Raw genomic sequence first — 16,843 nt, forward strand, 5'->3', positions numbered from 1 at the left:
ACCCACCCGACCTACAGACGTAAAAGGCAAAACCCGAAAGCTTCACAAGCTGTCAGGATGACGGGTTTACTGACGGCGTACAGACAATCCGCATCGTCGTCCTGGCGAAAGCCAGGACCATACGCCGCGGCCTCAGGAAGAGGCATGCGGCTAGATATGGAGCCTGCAACTGACTTCGGTGGTTATGGGTCCCGGCCTTCGCCGGGACGACAATTAGTTATGCGGCTTCGTCCGCGTGCCGAAGATCGCCGAACCCACCCGCACGTGGGTGGCGCCCATCGCGATTGCCACGGGGAAATCCGCGCTCATGCCCATCGAGAGATTCTTCAAGCCATTGCGCGCAGCGATCTTGGCGCAGAGCGCGAAATGCGGAGCCGGCGCCTGGTCGACCGGCGGAATGCACATCAGTCCCGAGATCGGCAAATCATACTTTTCGCGGCACGCCGCGATGAAGGTATCCGCATCCTGCGGCGCGACGCCGGCCTTCTGCGACTCCTCACCGGTATTGATCTGGACGAACAGTTCCGGGCGCTTGCCCTGATTTTTGATTTCCTTGGCTAACGCTTCGCAAATGCTGGCGCGGTCGACCGAATGGATCGCATCGAACAGCGCAACCGCCTCCTTCGCCTTGTTCGACTGCAACGGCCCGATCAGATGGAGCAGCACGCCCGGATGAGCCTTGATCAGCTCCGGCCACTTGCCCTTGGCCTCCTGCACGCGATTTTCGCCAAATACGCGATGGCCGGCGCCGATAATCGGCAAAATTGCGTCGGCCGCGAAGGTCTTCGACACCGCGATCAGCGTCACCGACGCGCGGTCGCGCCGCGCTTCCTTGCAGGCATGCGTGATCGCCTGCTCCACGGCGGCGAGACCATGTGGTGAATCAGCCGATAACGGCGTGGTCGGGCTTTGCGTCATGCTTGTGCCGTTCTCTGACAAGATGCGGGGGTTGGCTCGAATTTTACCAAATTCGGGAAAGGCTTTTTGAAGCCCTGCATTCTACCTTGCGCGCGGGCAAGGGAATAGAATGTCGGGCGTTACTTTCAACCGCAACCGGGTCAGGCTCAAGAAGGTTCTGGGTATTCGTGCCCGGCTCGCCCTGCTTGCGGTGATGCTGGTCGCGCCGCTGATGCTCGATCGCGTCCGCACCCTGGAAGATTCCCGCAGCAAGCAGATCGCGCAGGCCGCCGCCGGCTATGCCAACCTCACCGCGCACGCCGCCGAGACCCAGCGCGAGGTGGTCTCCTCGGTCGAGACCATGCTGAAATCGGCGGCCTATATCCGCGCCTCCAGCGGCATTGGGCAGAGCTGCGAGGTGCTGCGCGCCAGCCTGCCGACGGTGCTGCCCTGGATCCGCAGCATCATGTTCGTCTCCCGGGACGGCGTCGTGCAATGCTCGACGCTCAACATGCAGGTCGGGCTCAATCTCGGCGATCGCGAATATTTCAAGAAGGCGCAGGACAACCGTGGCTTCGTGTTCAGCGACTATCTGCGCGGCAGGACCAACGGCCGGCCGATGATGATGGCCGCCTATCCGGTGGCGGCGATCAATCCGGAGCAGGATGCCGTCGTGGTCGCCGGCATCAACATCGACTGGCTGTCGCAGATCATGGCCAATCTCGGCGGCCAGCCCGGCATGTCGGCCGTGCTGGTGGACAGCACCGGGGTGGTGATCGCCGCTCCATCGGATCATGCCAGCCTGATCGGCCACTCGCTCGACACCATCCCTCTGATGTCGGCGATTGCCGAGAAGGCGCTGAGCTACGACGAGCCGTCCGGCACGGTGTCGTTCACGGCCGCCGATGGCGCGCAGCGCACGCTGAGTTTCGCCCGCATCGTCGGAACGCAGTCCCGCCTGATCGTCAGCATGGACGAGGCCAAGGTAACAGCGGCGATCAACCGCGAGATCCGCACCGCCTATCTGCAGCTCGGCTTCGTCTGCTTGTTCGTGCTGCTCGGCGCCCTGGTCGGCGCGGAGCGGCTCGTCATCCATCCGATCGAGCTGATGACCGGCATGGCGCGGCGATTCGGCGAGGGCGACTGGTCGGCGCGCGTCGCCAAGCACAAGCTGCCGTCGGAATTCGTCCCGCTGGCGCGCGCCTTCAACGCGATGGCCGCGCAGCTCAGCCAGCGCGAGCGCGAGCTCGTCGAGTCCAACGACCGCCTCACCGTGATGGCCTCGATCGACGCACTGTCCGGCCTTGCCAACCGGCGCGGCTTCCAGAGCCGGCTCGATTTCGAGTGGATGCGGGCGCAGCAGTATGAATGCGAACTGTCGCTGATGATGATCGATGTCGATCACTTCAAACTCTACAACGACACCTACGGCCATCCCGAAGGCGACGCCTGCCTGACGCGGATCGGTGAGGTGCTGTCCGGAATCGCCGCCGACACGATGGGCTTCGCCGGCCGCTATGGCGGCGAGGAATTCTGCCTCTTGCTGCCGAACACCGACGCCGCCCATGCGCTCGCGATCGGCGAGACCGTGCGCACCGCGGTGCTCGGGCTCGCCGTGCCGCACGCGCCCTCGAGCCATTGCGTCGTCACCGTCAGCGTCGGCGTCGCAACCACAAAGCCGAACGAGACCCAGCGCCCCGGCGACCTGATCGAAGCCGCGGATGCCGCCCTCTACGCCGCCAAGCGCCGCGGCAGGAATGCCGTGATCGAGCACGGCTTCCTGCAGACGCTGGATGAAGCCGGGATGGCGCTGGCGAGCTAGCTGCATCGCCCCGTGCAGGTGGAGCATCTGATCCCTCGCGCCAACAGGCAGAATAACTGCCGGTGCTCTCATCGACACGCAGCGGATCGTACCCAATTTGTATTCCGGATTCCGCCGTGACCTGTTTCGGATCCCGGTGCGCCACCGCTATTAGGTCAATGGTGTTGCCCGATAGCCCCCTCGTTCCGAAATTGCCGGGCGCCCCTCTACTCACTATCGTGCGGCCATGCTTTGGTCAAAACTGCGTTGAGTGCTTGGCGGGAACATCGACGCCATGACGATGCGATTCGCCTCTTTTGGTGACACTGGATCAGGGGACAGGTCGCCACCGCATTCTTGAAATGCCCTCGGCAAAGGCTTGCGATGGAAAGGGCAACGTTCGATCAGGCCAGGGTGCTCGCTTTTGGCGACGCTCGGAGCATTGCGACCTACGCGGTCGAAATCCTGATCATCGCCGCGATTTATGGCGGCCTTGCCGAAGCCGCGCGACTGGTTCCCGCGATCAACCCAACCGCGACACCGCTATGGCCGCCGACCGGGCTTGCGCTCGCGCTGGTCCTGCTGCGCGGCTACCGGATCTGGCCGGCGATCCTGATGGGGGCCGTCTCTCCCTACTTCATGGCCGACCGATCGCTGCTGGAACTTGGCACCGCCGGGACCGGCAGCCTGCTTGCTGCATGTGCCGGGACATGGCTGATCGACCGTTGGTCGAACGGTCGCCAGACGTTTGCCACGCCTGTCGGTGTCGCAAAGTTTGCAATCATTTGCTTTGCGCCGACGACGATCGTCAGCTCAGCCATTGCCTCGGCCGGCTCTGCGCTCGCCAATGAATCGAGCCTCTCCGATTCCGTCGGCGCCGGGGTGACCTGGTGGCTTGCGGACGCTGCCGGAGCGCTGGTGATTGCTCCGCTCATCGTGCTCTGGGCGACGATGCCCTTCCGCATTCCTTCCAAATGGAAGCTGCTGGAATCGATCGCGGTCCCCGCTCTCGCCGGCATCGTCGGAATCGTTGCTTACAGCCCGCTCATCGGCAGCGACCTCATCAGCCCCGACCTCGACGTGCTGCTGCCGCATCGGAGCCTTCTGGGCTTTCTGGCTCTACTCCCCTTGATCTGGGCCGGACTGCGCGGCGATCGACGCACCGTGTCGACGGCTGCGTTCATTTTCGTCGGCATGGCCGTATGGGGGTTCTCGGTCGGGAATGAGCCGTTTCCGAAAACGGATCCGAATGGCGCACTGTTATCCTTGCTCGTGCTTTCGATCAGCGCATCGGCAGCTCCTCTTGCGCTGGCAGCGGCCATTGCGACGCGCCAGACCGCGGAAGCCCATCTCCTTTCTGTCCGGGACCAACTGAACGATCAACTTGAACGGAAAGCCCTGGCGCTCGACAACATCAGGCGGCATTTCCAGACCCTTATCGAAGGCGTCGTCGACTATGCGATTTTCGCGCTCGATCGCGAGGGACACGTCACGAGTTGGAACAGCACCGCTCAAAAGATCATCGGCTACAGCTCGGACGAAATCATCGGCAAGCATTTTGGAATTTTCTATCGGCCGGATGAACGCCGCGCGGGTTCGCCCGCACACGCGCTGGAGACGGCAATCGAAAGAGGCAAGTACGACGTCGAGGGTTGGCGGATCAGAAAGAATGGCACGCCGTTCTTCATCACGGGCTCCGTGTCGTCGAGCCATGATGACGCAGGAAACCTGATCGGCTTCATCAGTATTCTGCGCGACGCAACCGAGCGGCGCGACGCGGAGGAGAAGCTGGTTCAGGCCCGCGAACAGCTCGCGATGTCGCAGAAGATGGAGGCGATCGGCAAACTGACCGGCGGGATTGCGCACGACTTCAACAATCTGTTGATGATCATCGGAGGCAGCGCCCAGATCTTCACGCGCCTGCTTGATCCGAAACTGCCCAAAGCAATCGAAGCCATCCAGACCGCGGCCAAACGCGGCGAGAGCCTCACGCGCCAATTGCTGACCTTCTCTCGTCATCAGCATCTCAGCCCGACGGTCGTCGATCTGAACGCGTCCATCAAGAACATGCGGACGATGATCGAGAGCTCACTGCGCGGAAACATCGTCTACAACGAGAACGTCGGTGAGGGCATAGCGTCGGTCAAGGTGGACCTCGCCGAGCTGGAGCTCGCGATCGTCAACATCGCCGTCAATGCGCGCGATGCAATGCCGAGCGGCGGCACGTTCACCTTGTCCGTCCATGCGGTGACCGCGAACCAGGAGACCGGCGGCGATCGCCGCGCAAAGGCTTTCTTTGCCATCGCGCTTGGCGATACCGGCACCGGTATTCCGCCGAATCTTCTGTCCAAGATGTTCGATCCGTTCTTCACGACCAAGGAGGTCGGCAAGGGGACCGGGCTCGGCCTGTCCCAAGTCTATGGCTTCGCGCATCAGGCTGGCGGAACGGTGACGGCGGACAGCAAGGTTGGTCAGGGAACGACGATTACAATCTATTTGCCGTCCTGCGCAGACGAGCAGACCGCCAGCAAAGACCTCGCCGCCGCCAGAGCAAGGCCGAGACAGCCGCAGCGGCAGACGGTTCTCGTTGTCGACGATAGCCCCGAAGTGGCTGACGTCACATCCTCGCTGTTCGAGCATCTGGGCTATGAAACGATCTATCGGGATTCGGCCGAAGCGGCGTTGAAACTGCTCGATGCCGGCACCAGGATCGATCTCGTCTTCAGCGATATCGTCATGCCAGGAACCATCGATGGCGTCGGGCTCGCGAGAGAAGTGCGGTCACGCTACCCGGGTTTGCCGATCGCCCTGACAACCGGTTACAGCGATGCCGCAAATGCAGCACCGCCGAGCCTGAAGATCCTCCGCAAGCCGTTCGACACCGAGGCACTCAGGGATTTCATCCAGGATCTTGCGCCCCCGAGATCAGCGCGATCATCCGTCGTACCTCTAGCATCAAACACGACCGACGCTTTGCGCAGACATTGACGCCCTCGGCTAAGCACCGGATCGCGTCGCGAAAATGCGGAACCTTGACCACCGGCGAAGCTGTACATTCGGTGTCGTCCTGGCGAAGGCCAGGACCCATTACCCCCGCGGCTGATGATTGCGCGAAGCTGGGGCCGCGACCCCTTTCCCAACAAACGCCTGTGGTTATGGGTCCTGGCTTTCGCCAGGACGACGGGAAGACTGCTGGCGGCGCCCCGGCATGAGCATTTGCCGGGCCCCAAGCCGTTGACCCCATGGGCGTTTTTGTGGCCTAGTCCGCCGTCCCCGGATGGGACCCGAAAATCACCGAAAACCCTGCGATTTCATGACCGCCGAACGCTACAACGCCCGTGAATCCGAACCCCGCTGGCAAGCCATCTGGGACGAAAAGGCGATCTTTGCCTCCAAGAACGACGATAAGCGGCCGAAATATTACGTGCTCGAGATGTTCCCCTATCCGTCGGGGCGCATCCATATCGGCCATGTCCGCAATTACACGCTCGGCGACGTGCTGGCCCGCTTCATGCGCGCCAAGGGTTTCAACGTGCTGCACCCGATGGGCTGGGATGCGTTCGGCCTGCCGGCCGAGAACGCCGCGATCGAGCGCAAGGTGGCGCCGAAGGCCTGGACCTACGACAACATCGCCGCGATGAAGAAGCAGCTGCGGTCGATCGGGCTGTCGCTCGACTGGTCCCGCGAGTTCGCGACCTGCGACCCCAGCTACTACAAGCATCAGCAGAAGATGTTCCTGGACATGCTGGCTGCCGGCCTCGCCGAACGCGAGAAGCGCAAGCTGAACTGGGACCCGGTCGACATGACCGTGCTCGCCAACGAGCAGGTGATCGACGGCCGCGGCTGGCGTTCGGGCGCCGTTGTCGAACAACGGGAAATGAGCCAGTGGGTCTTCAAGATCACGAAGTACGCGCAGGAGCTGCTGGACGCGCTGGATGGTCTCGACCGCTGGCCCGACAAGGTGCGGCTGATGCAGCGCAACTGGATCGGCCGCTCCGAGGGCCTCTTGATCCGCTTCGCGCTGGATCCGGCAACCACGCCGGCCGGTGAGAGCGAGCTGAAGATCTTCACCACACGGCCGGACACGCTGTTCGGCGCAAAATTCATGGCGATCTCGGCGGATCATCCGCTGGCGCAGGCCGCTGCCGCGAAGAATCCTGATCTCGCCGCGTTCATTGCCGACATCAAGAAGATCGGCACCGCGCAGTCGATCATCGACACCGCCGAGAAGCAGGGCTTCGACACCGGCATCAAGGCGGTGCATCCGTTCGATCCGAGCTGGAAGCTGCCGGTCTATGTCGCGAATTTCGTGCTGATGGAATACGGCACCGGCGCGATCTTCGGCTGCCCCGCGCACGACCAGCGCGACCTCGACTTCGTCAACAAGTACAATCTCGGCAACGTCCCGGTGGTCTGCCCTGAAGGGCAGGACCCGAAGACCTTTGTCATCACCGACACCGCCTATGACGGCGACGGCCGCATGATCAATTCGCGCTTCCTCGACGGCATGACCATCGAAGCTGCCAAGGAAGACGTTGCGAAACGGCTGGAGAGCGAAGTCCGCGGCAACGCGCCGGTCGGCGAGCGTCAGGTCAATTTCCGCCTGCGCGACTGGGGCATTTCGCGCCAGCGTTATTGGGGCTGCCCGATCCCGGTGATCCATTGCCCCAAATGCGACGTGGTGCCGGTGCCGGACGATCAGTTGCCGGTGACACTGCCGGAGGACGTCTCCTTCGACAGACCGGGCAACGCGCTCGACCATCACCCGACCTGGAAGCACGTCAACTGCCCGAAGTGCGGCGGCAAGGCGGTGCGCGAGACCGACACGATGGACACCTTCGTGGACTCGTCCTGGTACTTCGCGCGCTTCACCGATCCGTGGAACGAGACCGCGCCGACCACGCCGGCGATCGCCAACCGGATGATGCCGGTCGACCAGTACATCGGCGGCGTCGAGCACGCGATCCTGCATCTGCTCTACAGCCGCTTCTTCACCCGCGCGATGAAGGCCACCGGCCACATCGACATGTCGGAGCCGTTCGCCGGCATGTTCACCCAGGGCATGGTGGTGCACGAGACCTACCAGAAGGCCGACGGCAGCTGGGTCACCCCGGCCGAGGTGAAGATCGAGGTTGATGGTAACGCTCGCCGCGCGGTGCTGCTGGCGACCGGCGAAGACATCGAGATCGGCCCGATCGAGAAGATGTCTAAGTCGAAGAAGAACACCGTCGACCCCGACGACATCATCGCGAGCTACGGCGCCGACGTGGCGCGCTGGTTCATGCTGTCGGACTCGCCGCCGGACCGCGACGTGATCTGGAGCGACGAGCGGGTGCAGGGCGCCGCCCGCTTCGTGCAGCGGCTGTGGCGGCTGGTGAACGAATCGGCGGAGATCGCCAAGGCGGCGCCGGCGGCCCGGCCGGCTTCGTTCGGACCCGAGGCGCAGGCGCTGCGCAAGGCGGCCCATGGCGCGCTCGACAAGGTGTCGTCCGGGATCGAGCGGCTGCATTTCAACGTCTGCCTCGCCCATATCCGCGAATTCGCCAATGCGCTGGCCGAAGTGCTGGCCAAAGGCGACAAGCCGGCGCCGGATGTCTCTCCGGACGTTGCTTGGGCCGTCAAGGAGGCTGCGACGATCCTGGTCCAGCTGTTCTCGCCGATGATGCCGCATCTGGCCGAGGAGTGCTGGGTGGTTCTGGGCCGAACCGGGCTGGTTTCCGAGGCCGATTGGCCGCAAATCGAGCGCGATTTGCTGGTCGAAGACAGCGTGACCCTGGTCGTCCAGGTCAACGGTAAAAAACGAGGTGATGTCACCGTGCCACGCACCGCCCAAAATGCGGAGATAGAGGCTGCCGTTTTGGCGCTCGATGCGGTAAAAGCCGCCTTGGACGGCAAACCCGTCCGCAAGGTGATCGTGGTGCCCATGAGGATCGTCAATGTTGTCGGCTAGGATCAGGATCGCCGCCCGGTTTGTAGCCGTGGCCGCCTTGGCCGCGCTGACGGCCGGATGCTTCCAGCCGATGTATGCCGAGCGCACCCTCGACGGTTCGCCCGCGCTGCGCGAAAAGCTGATGGGCGTCGAGGTTCCGCCGGTCGACAAGCCGAATGCCTCCCGCGAGGCCCGGGTCGGCGTCGAGGTCCGCAATGCCCTCGCCTTCAAGCTCTACGGCACCGCCACTGGCATGCCGCCGACGCACCGGCTGGTGCTGCGCTTCACCACCAGCCGCTCCTCGCTGATGATCGACCCGGCCACCGCGCTGCCGAGCAGCGAGAACTATGGCGTCGACGCCCAGTTCAACCTGATCGAGATCGCCTCGAACAAGTCGGTCATGACCGGTACCACGTTCTCGCGCGTATCCTATGACATGCCGGGCTCCTACCAGCGCTTCGCTCGCACCCGCGCCCTGCGCGACGCAGAGGACCGCGCCGCGCACGAGATCGCCGACAATATCCAGACCCGGCTCGCCTCGTTCTTCTCCAGCGGGACCTGATCGACGCATTGGTCGCACTTCGCGGAAAAGAGATCGACAGCTTCCTCGCCCGGCCGGACGCCGGACGACCGATCATCCTGCTGTACGGCCCGGACTTAGGGCTGGTACGCGAGCGCGCCGACGCGTTGATGGCCTCCGCGGTCGACGATCCCAACGATCCGTTCTCGCTGGTGCGGCTCGATGGCGACGAACTCGCCGCCGAGCCGTCGCGGCTGGTCGATGAAGCGATGACGGTACCGCTGTTCGGCGGCCGCCGCGCCATCCGCGTCCGCGCCGGCTCGCGCAATTTCGCAAGCGGCGTCGAGACGCTGACCGAGACCGCCGCGCTGAAAGACTGCCGCATCGTGATCGAGGCCGGCGAGCTCCGGCCGGAATCGCCGCTGCGCAAGATCTGCGAGCGCGCCAAGAACGCGGTCGCGATCGGATGCTATCCCGACACCGAACGCGACCTGACCAAGTTGATCGAGGAAGAGCTCCGCGTATCCAACCTGCGGCTGGCGAGCGATGCGCGCGCGGTGCTGATGTCGCTGCTCGGCGGCGACCGCATGGCCTCGCGCAACGAGCTGCGCAAGCTCGCGCTGTTCGCGCACGGCAAGGGCGAGATCACGCTCGACGACGTCATGACCGTGGTCTCCGACGCCTCCGAGCTGAAGCTCGACCCGATCGTCGACGGCGCCTTCGCCGGCAATGCCGCGCTGGTGGAAAGCGAGTTCACGAAGGCGATGGTCGCCGGCACCTATCCCGGCGTGATCATCTCGGCTGCGCAGCGCCAGGCGGCGTGGCTGCACAAATCGGCGCTGGCGATCGCGGACGGCACGCCGGCATCCGCGGTGCTCGAAGGCGGATTTCCGCGGCTGCATTTCTCGCGCAAGCCCATGGTCGAGATCGCGCTGCGCAATTTCACCCCGCCGCGGCTGGTGACCATCATCGATCAGCTCGCGACCGCGGCGCTCGACATGCGCAAGCAGGCTTCGCTCGCCGCGGTGATCGGGCAGCGCGCGCTGCTCTCGATCGCGGCGAACGCGAAGCGGCGGGGATAGCCGGGACGTCGCAACCACCGTCATTGCGAGGAGCTCGCGACAAAATTGCGAAAGCAATTTTGCGCTGAAGCGACGAAGCAATCCATCGCTCCGCACATGCAGAGAAATGGATTGCTTCGCTTACGCCCGCAATGACGTGGAGAGATGTCGGATGAGCTAACCGCCCTCGAGCCGCCGCACCACTTCGTCGAGCTGCTCGAGGTTGCGGTAGTTGATCTGCACGGTGCCGCCGGGATCACGATGGCTGACGGTGACGGCGAGGCCGAGCGCATCGCTGACGCGCTTCTCCAGCGCCAGCGTATCGGCATCCTTGTCGACCTTGGCCGCGCTGCCAGAACGCGCCTTCTGCGGCTTGCGCTCCGGCACGCCCTCCTCATGCGCCAGCGCCTCGGCCTGGCGGACGTTGAGGCCCTCGGCAACGATGCGCTTGGCGGCAGCCAGCGGATCCGGCACGCCGATCAGCGCACGGGCGTGGCCGGCGGAGAGATCGCCCTTGGAGATCAGCGCCTGCACCTCGCTCGGCAATTTGGTCAGCCGCATCATGTTGGCGACATGGCTGCGGCTCTTGCCGACGATCTTGGCGATCTCTTCCTGGCTGCGTTTGAACTCGTCGGCGAGCGCGTGATAGCCCAGCGCCTCTTCCATCGCGTTGAGGTCTTCGCGCTGGACGTTCTCGATGATCATGATCTCGAGCGCGTCGGAATCGGAGACCTCGACCGGCACGATCGGCACTTCATGCAGACCGGCAAGCTGCGAGGCACGCCAGCGCCGTTCGCCGGCGATGATCTCGAAACGGTCCTGCGCGCCCTTGATCGCGCGCACCACGATCGGCTGGATCACGCCGCGCGCCTTGATCGAATCGGCAAGTTCGCCGAGCTCGGCATCGGCGAAGCTGCGCCGCGGATTGCGCGGGTTGGGTTTGAGGAATTCGATCGGCACCTTGCGCTGCGTGCGCGGCCGCTCGACATGCGCGGCCGCCTCGCCGCCGACGTCTCCGATCAGGCTTGCCAGCCCGCGCCCCAGTCGCGAACGCGCTTCATCGGCCATTGTTGCGAGCTCCCTTGGATTCACACGCAGTACTCCGAACTTCGATATCTGGATTGTAGGATGGGCAGAGCGCAGCGAAACCCATCATTCTCGTTCAGTGCCGCGATGGGTATCGCTTCGCTCCACCCATCCTACACATCGCCCTCAATGCGCGCGCAGCTCGCGCTCGCGCTGGATCACTTCGGTGGCAAGCTTGAGATACGCGTCGCTGCCGGCGCATTTGAGATCGTAAACCAGCACCGGCTTGCCGTAGGACGGCGCTTCCGAGATCCGCACGTTGCGTGGGATCATGGTGTCATAGACCTTGTTGCCCATGAACTGGCGCACGTCGGCAACCACCTGGTTGGAGAGGTTGTTGCGCGAGTCGAACATGGTCAGCACGATGCCGTGGATCGACAGGGTCGGATTGAGCGTCGAGCGCACCTGCTCCACCGTCTGCAGCAATTGCGACAGACCTTCGAGCGCGAAGAACTCGCATTGCAACGGCACCAGGATCGCGTCCGACGCGGCCATCGCATTGACGGTAAGCAGATTGAGCGAGGGCGGGCAGTCGATCAGCACGTAGGTGTAATCGGAGTCCGGCGAGACGTTGTTGTTCAATCCTGCGATCGCGTCGCGCAACCGGAAGGCACGGCCCGGCGTGGTGCCGAGCTCGAGCTCGAGACCGGAGAGATCCATGGTGGATGCCGCAATGTGCAGCCGCGGCACTGCGGTCGCGACTACGGCATCGCGCAGCGGCGCTTCGCCGATCAGCACGTCGTAGGTCGAGCAGCTGCGGTTGCGGCGATCGATGCCGAGACCGGTCGAGGCGTTGCCCTGCGGATCGAGATCGACGATCAGGACGCGCTCGCCAATCGCAGCGAGTGCGGTCCCAAGATTGATCGCTGTGGTGGTCTTGCCGACGCCCCCCTTCTGGTTGGCGAGCGACAGGATGCGCGGATGGCCCGGCGCTTGGAGCGCCTTATCCCCTTGATAAACCTCGTCCATCACAGTCATACCAAAATACCATTTGCTCTTGCGGAGTCCCCTAGCGCCGCTCGATTGACCCGAGTTCGACGATCCAGCCCTGTCCGCCGGTCCGGCTGGCGTGTAGCTTTGGCTCAATAGTCCAATATTTAGTGGCCTCGGTCAATTCGGCCTCTACATCTTGACCCTTCAAAAACAGCGCCTTGGCGCCCTTTTTGACCCACGGCTCCGCAAAGCCGATGAGTTGATGTAACGGAGCCAGCGCCCGTGCGGTGACGCAATCGATGGGCCCCGCGATTCTATCCACAGTATCCCCGATATCAGCCAGATGCACCGTCCCAGGCGACGCCGTGACGCGGACAGCCTCACGCAGGAACGCAGCTTTTTTGGCAATTCGCTCAACCAAGTGGATGGACGCGCCAGGCGTCTCAGCCAATGCACAGGCAAGCACGACGCCGGGGAAGCCGCCGCCGCTGCCGAGATCGACCCAGGACTTCGCCGTCGGCGCGAGACTCAGGAGCTGAAGCGAATCGGAGATGTGGCGGGTCCAGAGATTCGGCAGCGTGGACGGCGCGACGAGATTGGTCTTGGCCTGCCACTCCAGCAGGAGAGCGACGTAGCGATCGAGCCGGGCTTCCGTTTCACGTGAAACAGGAGTCAGCGCGAGTGCCGCGGCTTTGTCAGCTGCGGAGATTTCGAGGTCTGCGGAACGGGAAATTGAAGCCATTCTCTTGAATGCCAGGTTGGTGTTCGTCATTGCGAGCCAACGGGTCGCGCTTAGGCTCCCCGATGACAGGCTCCACGAAGCGATCCATCTCACAGCTCGCGCAGACATGGATTGCTTCGTCGCTTCGCTCCTCGCAGTGACGGCGTGAGGCCGCGCTGTTTCACGTGAAACGTCAGGCGCTGACCTTGGCCGATTTCCGTCGCGCCTCGCGTCGCAGATAGGCCGCCAGGATACCCAACGCCGCCGGCGTCATGCCGTCGATCCGGCCCGCCTGCCCGACTGTTCGCGGCTGCGCTTTCTGCAGCTTGGCGCGCGCTTCGTTCGAGAGACCGGGCACATCGGCGTAATCGACATCGGTCAGCACCAGGCCCTCGTCGCGCCGGAAGGCATCGACGTCCGCGGTCTGGCGCTTCAGATAGACATCGTATTTGGCGTCGATCTCAAGATGGACCGCGATCGCCGGGTCAATGGCCGACAGCTCCGGCCAGATCGCCTGGACCGCCGGCCACTCGATCTCCGGATAAGCCAGCAGCTCAAAGGCCGAGCGGCGATGGCCGTCGCGATTGAGCGAAAGCCCGTGCTTGGCGGCCTCGTTCGGTGTGATCGCCAGCGACTTCGCCAGTGTCTTGGCGGCGTCCAGGGCTGTCATCTTGGTCCTATGACGCTCCGCGCGCGCCATCCCGACGCATCCGAGCGCGATGCCCTTGTCGGTCAGCCGCTGGTCGGCGTTGTCAGCCCGCAGCGTCAGCCGGTATTCGGCGCGCGAGGTGAACATCCGATAGGGCTCGGTGATCCCCCGGGTCACGAGATCGTCGATCATCACGCCGAGATAGCCGTCCGCGCGGTCGAACACGATCGGGTCGGCGCCGCCGGCCGCCAGGGCGGCGTTGAGGCCGGCAACGATGCCCTGCCCCGCCGCCTCTTCGTATCCCGTGGTGCCGTTGATCTGGCCGGCCAGGAAAAGCCCACGCAGCCGCTTGGTCTGCAGGGTCGGATCGAGCTCCCGCGGATCGACATGATCGTATTCGATCGCATAGCCGGGCCGGACCATCTTCACCCGCTCGAGGCCGGGGATGCTGGCGAGGATCGCGAGCTGGACCTCTTCCGGCAGCGAGGTCGAGATGCCGTTGGGATAGACCGTGTCGTCGTCGAGTCCTTCCGGCTCCAGGAAGATCTGATGGCCGTCGCGATCACCGAAACGGACGATCTTGTCCTCGATCGAGGGACAATAGCGCGGTCCGGAGCTCTTGATCTGGCCGGAATACATCGGTGAGCGGTGCACATTGGCCCGGATCACGTCATGGGTCGCCGGCGTGGTCCGGGTGATGCCGCACTGGATCTGCGCGGTCGTGATCCGGTCGGTCATGACCGAAAACGGCTCCGGCGGATCGTCTCCGGGCTGCATTTCGACCGCCGACCAGTCGATCGTGGTGCCGTCGAGGCGCGGCGGAGTCCCCGTCTTGAGCCGGCCGAGCACGAAGCCTGCCCGCTCGAACGACGCGGACAGACCCATGGCCGGCGCCTCACCGACCCGGCCCGCCGGCCAATTCTTCTCGCCGAGATGGATCAGACCGCGCAGGAAGGTGCCGGTCGTGATCACAACCGCACCCGCGGACAGCTGCCGGCCGTCGCCCAGGCGAATGCCGGTGACGCGCCCCTCGACGACGATCAGCTCGTCCGCCTCGCCCTCGATGACACTGAGGTTCGCGGTCTCGGTGATCGCGGCCTGCATCGCGGCCGCATATAGCTTGCGGTCGGCCTGGGCCCGCGGACCACGGACGGCGGGACCCTTGCGGCGATTGAGCATCCGGAACTGGATGCCGCCGGCATCGGCGACCCGGCCCATCAGACCATCGAGCGCATCGACCTCGCGCACCAGATGACCCTTGCCGAGCCCGCCGATAGCGGGATTGCAGGACATCGCGCCGATGGTCGCGAAACGATGCGTCACCAGGGCCGTCTGCGCGCCCATCCGGGCAGCCGCGCTCGCGGCCTCGCAGCCGGCATGGCCGCCGCCGATGACGATGACGTCGAATGAGTCTGCCCTGGAAGTCATGGCGGGACTTCTATCGCGGAGTGATGAAAGCCGGAAGAACGAAGTTGAGATCGGCTATCTGAGACCCGACCATCTGAGCGAAATATGGATTGATCCGGATCGCTCGCAATGACGAGCTCGAGCTGTTTCACGTGAAACAAGCGCGGTCACGTGAAGCCCAATGTTTCACGTGAAACGCGGGAGGCGAGTTAACCAATCCGAAACCATGTTTAACGTGAAACAAACCGGCCTCAGCTACTTCCCGACGCAGAACTCTCGGAAGATGACGTCCAGGATGTCCTCGACGTCGACCCGGCCGAGCAACCGACCGAGCGAATGGGCCGCCCTGCGAAGTTCCTCCGCTGCGAGCTCCTCGCCCTGCCCGACCACGTCGATGCTGCGCTGGAGCGAGTCGACAGTCTCCTGGAGCAACCCACGCTGCCTGGTCCGGCTGATCAGACCGCCTTCGCTGCTTCCAAAATAGTCGTGCGCGAAACCGACCAGTGCGGCGATCAGCTCGGACAGCCCATCGCCACGAGCGGCCGAGATCCTAAACTCGGGCTGACTGCCTCGCTCACCCGGCGGGGTCCTGACCAAGTCGATCTTGTTTCGCACCAGCCAGGTTGGCACCCCGCCGCTATGCCCGGCCTTGGCGTTGCCATTGTCGGCCAGCCACAGCACGAGGTCGGCTTCCGCAGCGCGGGCCCGGGCGCGGCGGACACCCTCCTGCTCGACCGGGTCGTTGGTTTCTCGGATCCCGGCGGTATCGATGACGGTGACGGGATAGCCGTCGAGATCAAGCTGCACCTCGATCACGTCGCGCGTTGTGCCGGCATGCGGTGAAACGATCGCGACCTCACGCTTGGCCAACTGATTGATCAGGGTCGATTTGCCGACATTCGGCGGACCGGCGATTGCAACCACCAGGCCGTCCCGCAGCCGTTCACTTTGGCCCTGCCCGGCAAGCACTTGCATGATCTCATCGTGCAGCGCCCGGATCCGCTCAAGCGCCGGTGCGATCAGTTCCGCGGGGACATCGCCCTCGTCCGAGAAATCAATGCCGGCCTCGATCAGCGCCGACGCCGCGATGATCCGCTCGCGCCAGTCGCGCGCGCGATCGCCGAGCAGCCCCTTCAGCTGCCGCAACGCCTGCCGCCGCTGGCGGTCGGTGTCGGCATGGATCAGATCGTCGAGACCTTCCGCTTCGGTCAGATCAAGCTTGCCGTTCTCGAAGGCCCGCCGCGTGAACTCACCGGGCTCAGCGGGTCGAACATGGTCGAATGCCGCGATGGCTTCGAATATCGCCGACAGCACTGCGCGTCCGCCATGGACATGAAATTCGGCGACGTCCTCGCCGGTCGCACTTGCCGGGCCAGGGAACCAGAGCACGACCGCATCGTCGATCGGTTGGCCGTCCGAATCGCGAAGCAGCGCCCGGGTCGCCATCCGCGGCGCCGGCCTCTTGCCCGCCAATCCCCCAATGACCGACGCGCCCATTGGGCCAGACAGCCTGACAATGGCGATCGCGCTCGGCGGCCGTCCGGAGGATAGAGCGAAGATCGTCTGGTCGCGCGGATGCATCGCTTATTTCTTCCCAAGCCAATCGGCAAAGGCAATGCCGCTCTCATTTCGCACGCAATATTGCAAAATGCTGCAATGCAATATGATCGAGAATCGTTGCAGCCGCCGCGCAGCAATTTTGCTGCGGCTCATCCGGCCCACCCCAGAAGTCTATATCTTAAATATAAACAATATCAGTAGCTTATATGAATATTCGGCGTACCGGCGGAGCTCGATTTATGCTGCAACTTGGTGCAGCAAATCCGCAGCATGAAAAAA

Annotated in this window: 12 protein-coding genes; 6 read left to right on the forward strand and 6 right to left on the reverse strand. The window is 63.9% G+C overall.

What is annotated here, in order from left to right; all coding sequences use genetic code 11:
• Window positions 1–213 precede the first annotated feature (213 nt).
• A complete protein-coding gene (locus tag ACTUWL_RS16270) occupies window positions 214–918 on the reverse strand; it encodes a YggS family pyridoxal phosphate-dependent enzyme (RefSeq protein ID WP_021078140.1) in 705 nt (234 codons plus the stop codon).
• A gap of 109 nt (window positions 919–1,027) precedes the next feature.
• On the opposite strand from ACTUWL_RS16270, the gene ACTUWL_RS16275 reads away from it, so the two are divergent.
• The 5 genes from ACTUWL_RS16275 (at window position 1,028) to holA (ending at window position 10,229) form a co-directional block, all read left to right on the forward strand.
• Window positions 1,028–2,719 carry a sensor domain-containing diguanylate cyclase gene (locus ACTUWL_RS16275; RefSeq protein WP_021078141.1) on the forward strand — a complete coding sequence of 564 codons (1,692 nt, stop codon included), beginning with the start codon at window positions 1,028–1,030 and terminating at the stop codon, window positions 2,717–2,719.
• A 363-nt stretch (window positions 2,720–3,082) separates the two neighbouring features.
• Window positions 3,083–5,686, forward strand: a complete 2,604-nt coding sequence (locus ACTUWL_RS16280; RefSeq protein ID WP_021078142.1) for an MASE1 domain-containing protein — start codon at window positions 3,083–3,085, stop codon at window positions 5,684–5,686.
• 325 nt (window positions 5,687–6,011) lie between these two features.
• The gene (leuS, locus tag ACTUWL_RS16285; protein ID WP_021078143.1) at window positions 6,012–8,648 is read left to right on the forward strand and encodes a leucine--tRNA ligase; all 2,637 of its coding nucleotides are present in this window, start codon (window positions 6,012–6,014) and stop codon (window positions 8,646–8,648) included.
• Window positions 8,635–9,189, forward strand: coding sequence for an LPS assembly lipoprotein LptE (lptE, locus tag ACTUWL_RS16290; RefSeq protein WP_021078144.1), 555 nt, complete (start codon window positions 8,635–8,637; stop codon window positions 9,187–9,189). Before leuS ends, lptE begins: the two co-directional genes overlap by 14 nt.
• A gap of 8 nt (window positions 9,190–9,197) precedes the next feature.
• Window positions 9,198–10,229, forward strand: a complete 1,032-nt coding sequence (gene holA / locus ACTUWL_RS16295; RefSeq protein ID WP_021078145.1) for a DNA polymerase III subunit delta — start codon at window positions 9,198–9,200, stop codon at window positions 10,227–10,229.
• 156 nt (window positions 10,230–10,385) lie between these two features.
• Here the strand turns inward: holA and ACTUWL_RS16300 are convergent, their stop codons facing one another.
• The 5 genes from ACTUWL_RS16300 to mnmE all read right to left on the reverse strand — a co-directional run bounded on the left by ACTUWL_RS16300 (window position 10,386) and on the right by mnmE (window position 16,585).
• Complete coding sequence (locus tag ACTUWL_RS16300) at window positions 10,386–11,276, reverse strand: ParB/RepB/Spo0J family partition protein (protein WP_021078146.1); 891 nt, start codon at window positions 11,274–11,276, stop codon at window positions 10,386–10,388.
• A gap of 144 nt (window positions 11,277–11,420) precedes the next feature.
• Entirely contained in the window at window positions 11,421–12,272 is an 852-nt protein-coding gene (locus ACTUWL_RS16305) for a ParA family protein (protein ID WP_035650830.1), read from the reverse strand.
• A gap of 31 nt (window positions 12,273–12,303) precedes the next feature.
• Window positions 12,304–12,969: a 16S rRNA (guanine(527)-N(7))-methyltransferase RsmG gene (gene rsmG, locus ACTUWL_RS16310; protein WP_035650833.1), complete on the reverse strand. Its 666-nt coding sequence runs from the start codon at window positions 12,967–12,969 to the stop codon at window positions 12,304–12,306.
• A 172-nt stretch (window positions 12,970–13,141) separates the two neighbouring features.
• Entirely contained in the window at window positions 13,142–15,025 is a 1,884-nt protein-coding gene (mnmG, locus tag ACTUWL_RS16315) for a tRNA uridine-5-carboxymethylaminomethyl(34) synthesis enzyme MnmG (RefSeq protein ID WP_021078149.1), read from the reverse strand.
• Window positions 15,026–15,259: 234 nt separating this feature from the next.
• Window positions 15,260–16,585: a tRNA uridine-5-carboxymethylaminomethyl(34) synthesis GTPase MnmE gene (gene mnmE / locus ACTUWL_RS16320; protein ID WP_035650836.1), complete on the reverse strand. Its 1,326-nt coding sequence runs from the start codon at window positions 16,583–16,585 to the stop codon at window positions 15,260–15,262.
• Between mnmE and ACTUWL_RS16325 the strand changes: the two genes are divergently transcribed.
• Complete coding sequence (locus ACTUWL_RS16325; RefSeq protein ID WP_291734456.1) at window positions 16,485–16,838, forward strand: hypothetical protein; 354 nt, start codon at window positions 16,485–16,487, stop codon at window positions 16,836–16,838. The two genes, mnmE and ACTUWL_RS16325, sit on opposite strands and share 101 nt — an antisense overlap.
• The last annotated feature ends 5 nt before the right edge of the window (window positions 16,839–16,843 follow it).

The sequence above is a fragment of the Bradyrhizobium sp. WCU1 genome (assembly GCF_053474805.1).

Coding starts and splice junctions, on each gene's coding strand:
- ACTUWL_RS16325 (WP_291734456.1), top strand. CDS start 16,485: ATGACCGACGCGCCCATTGGGCCAGACAGCCTGACAATGGCGATCGCG.
- mnmG (WP_021078149.1), bottom strand. CDS start 15,025: ATGACTTCCAGGGCAGACTCATTCGACGTCATCGTCATCGGCGGCGGC.
- ACTUWL_RS16275 (WP_021078141.1), top strand. CDS start 1,028: ATGTCGGGCGTTACTTTCAACCGCAACCGGGTCAGGCTCAAGAAGGTT.
- ACTUWL_RS16280 (WP_021078142.1), top strand. CDS start 3,083: ATGGAAAGGGCAACGTTCGATCAGGCCAGGGTGCTCGCTTTTGGCGAC.
- lptE (WP_021078144.1), top strand. CDS start 8,635: ATGTTGTCGGCTAGGATCAGGATCGCCGCCCGGTTTGTAGCCGTGGCC.
- ACTUWL_RS16305 (WP_035650830.1), bottom strand. CDS start 12,272: ATGACTGTGATGGACGAGGTTTATCAAGGGGATAAGGCGCTCCAAGCG.
- rsmG (WP_035650833.1), bottom strand. CDS start 12,969: ATGGCTTCAATTTCCCGTTCCGCAGACCTCGAAATCTCCGCAGCTGAC.
- ACTUWL_RS16270 (WP_021078140.1), bottom strand. CDS start 918: ATGACGCAAAGCCCGACCACGCCGTTATCGGCTGATTCACCACATGGT.
- ACTUWL_RS16300 (WP_021078146.1), bottom strand. CDS start 11,276: ATGGCCGATGAAGCGCGTTCGCGACTGGGGCGCGGGCTGGCAAGCCTG.
- leuS (WP_021078143.1), top strand. CDS start 6,012: ATGACCGCCGAACGCTACAACGCCCGTGAATCCGAACCCCGCTGGCAA.
- mnmE (WP_035650836.1), bottom strand. CDS start 16,585: ATGCATCCGCGCGACCAGACGATCTTCGCTCTATCCTCCGGACGGCCG.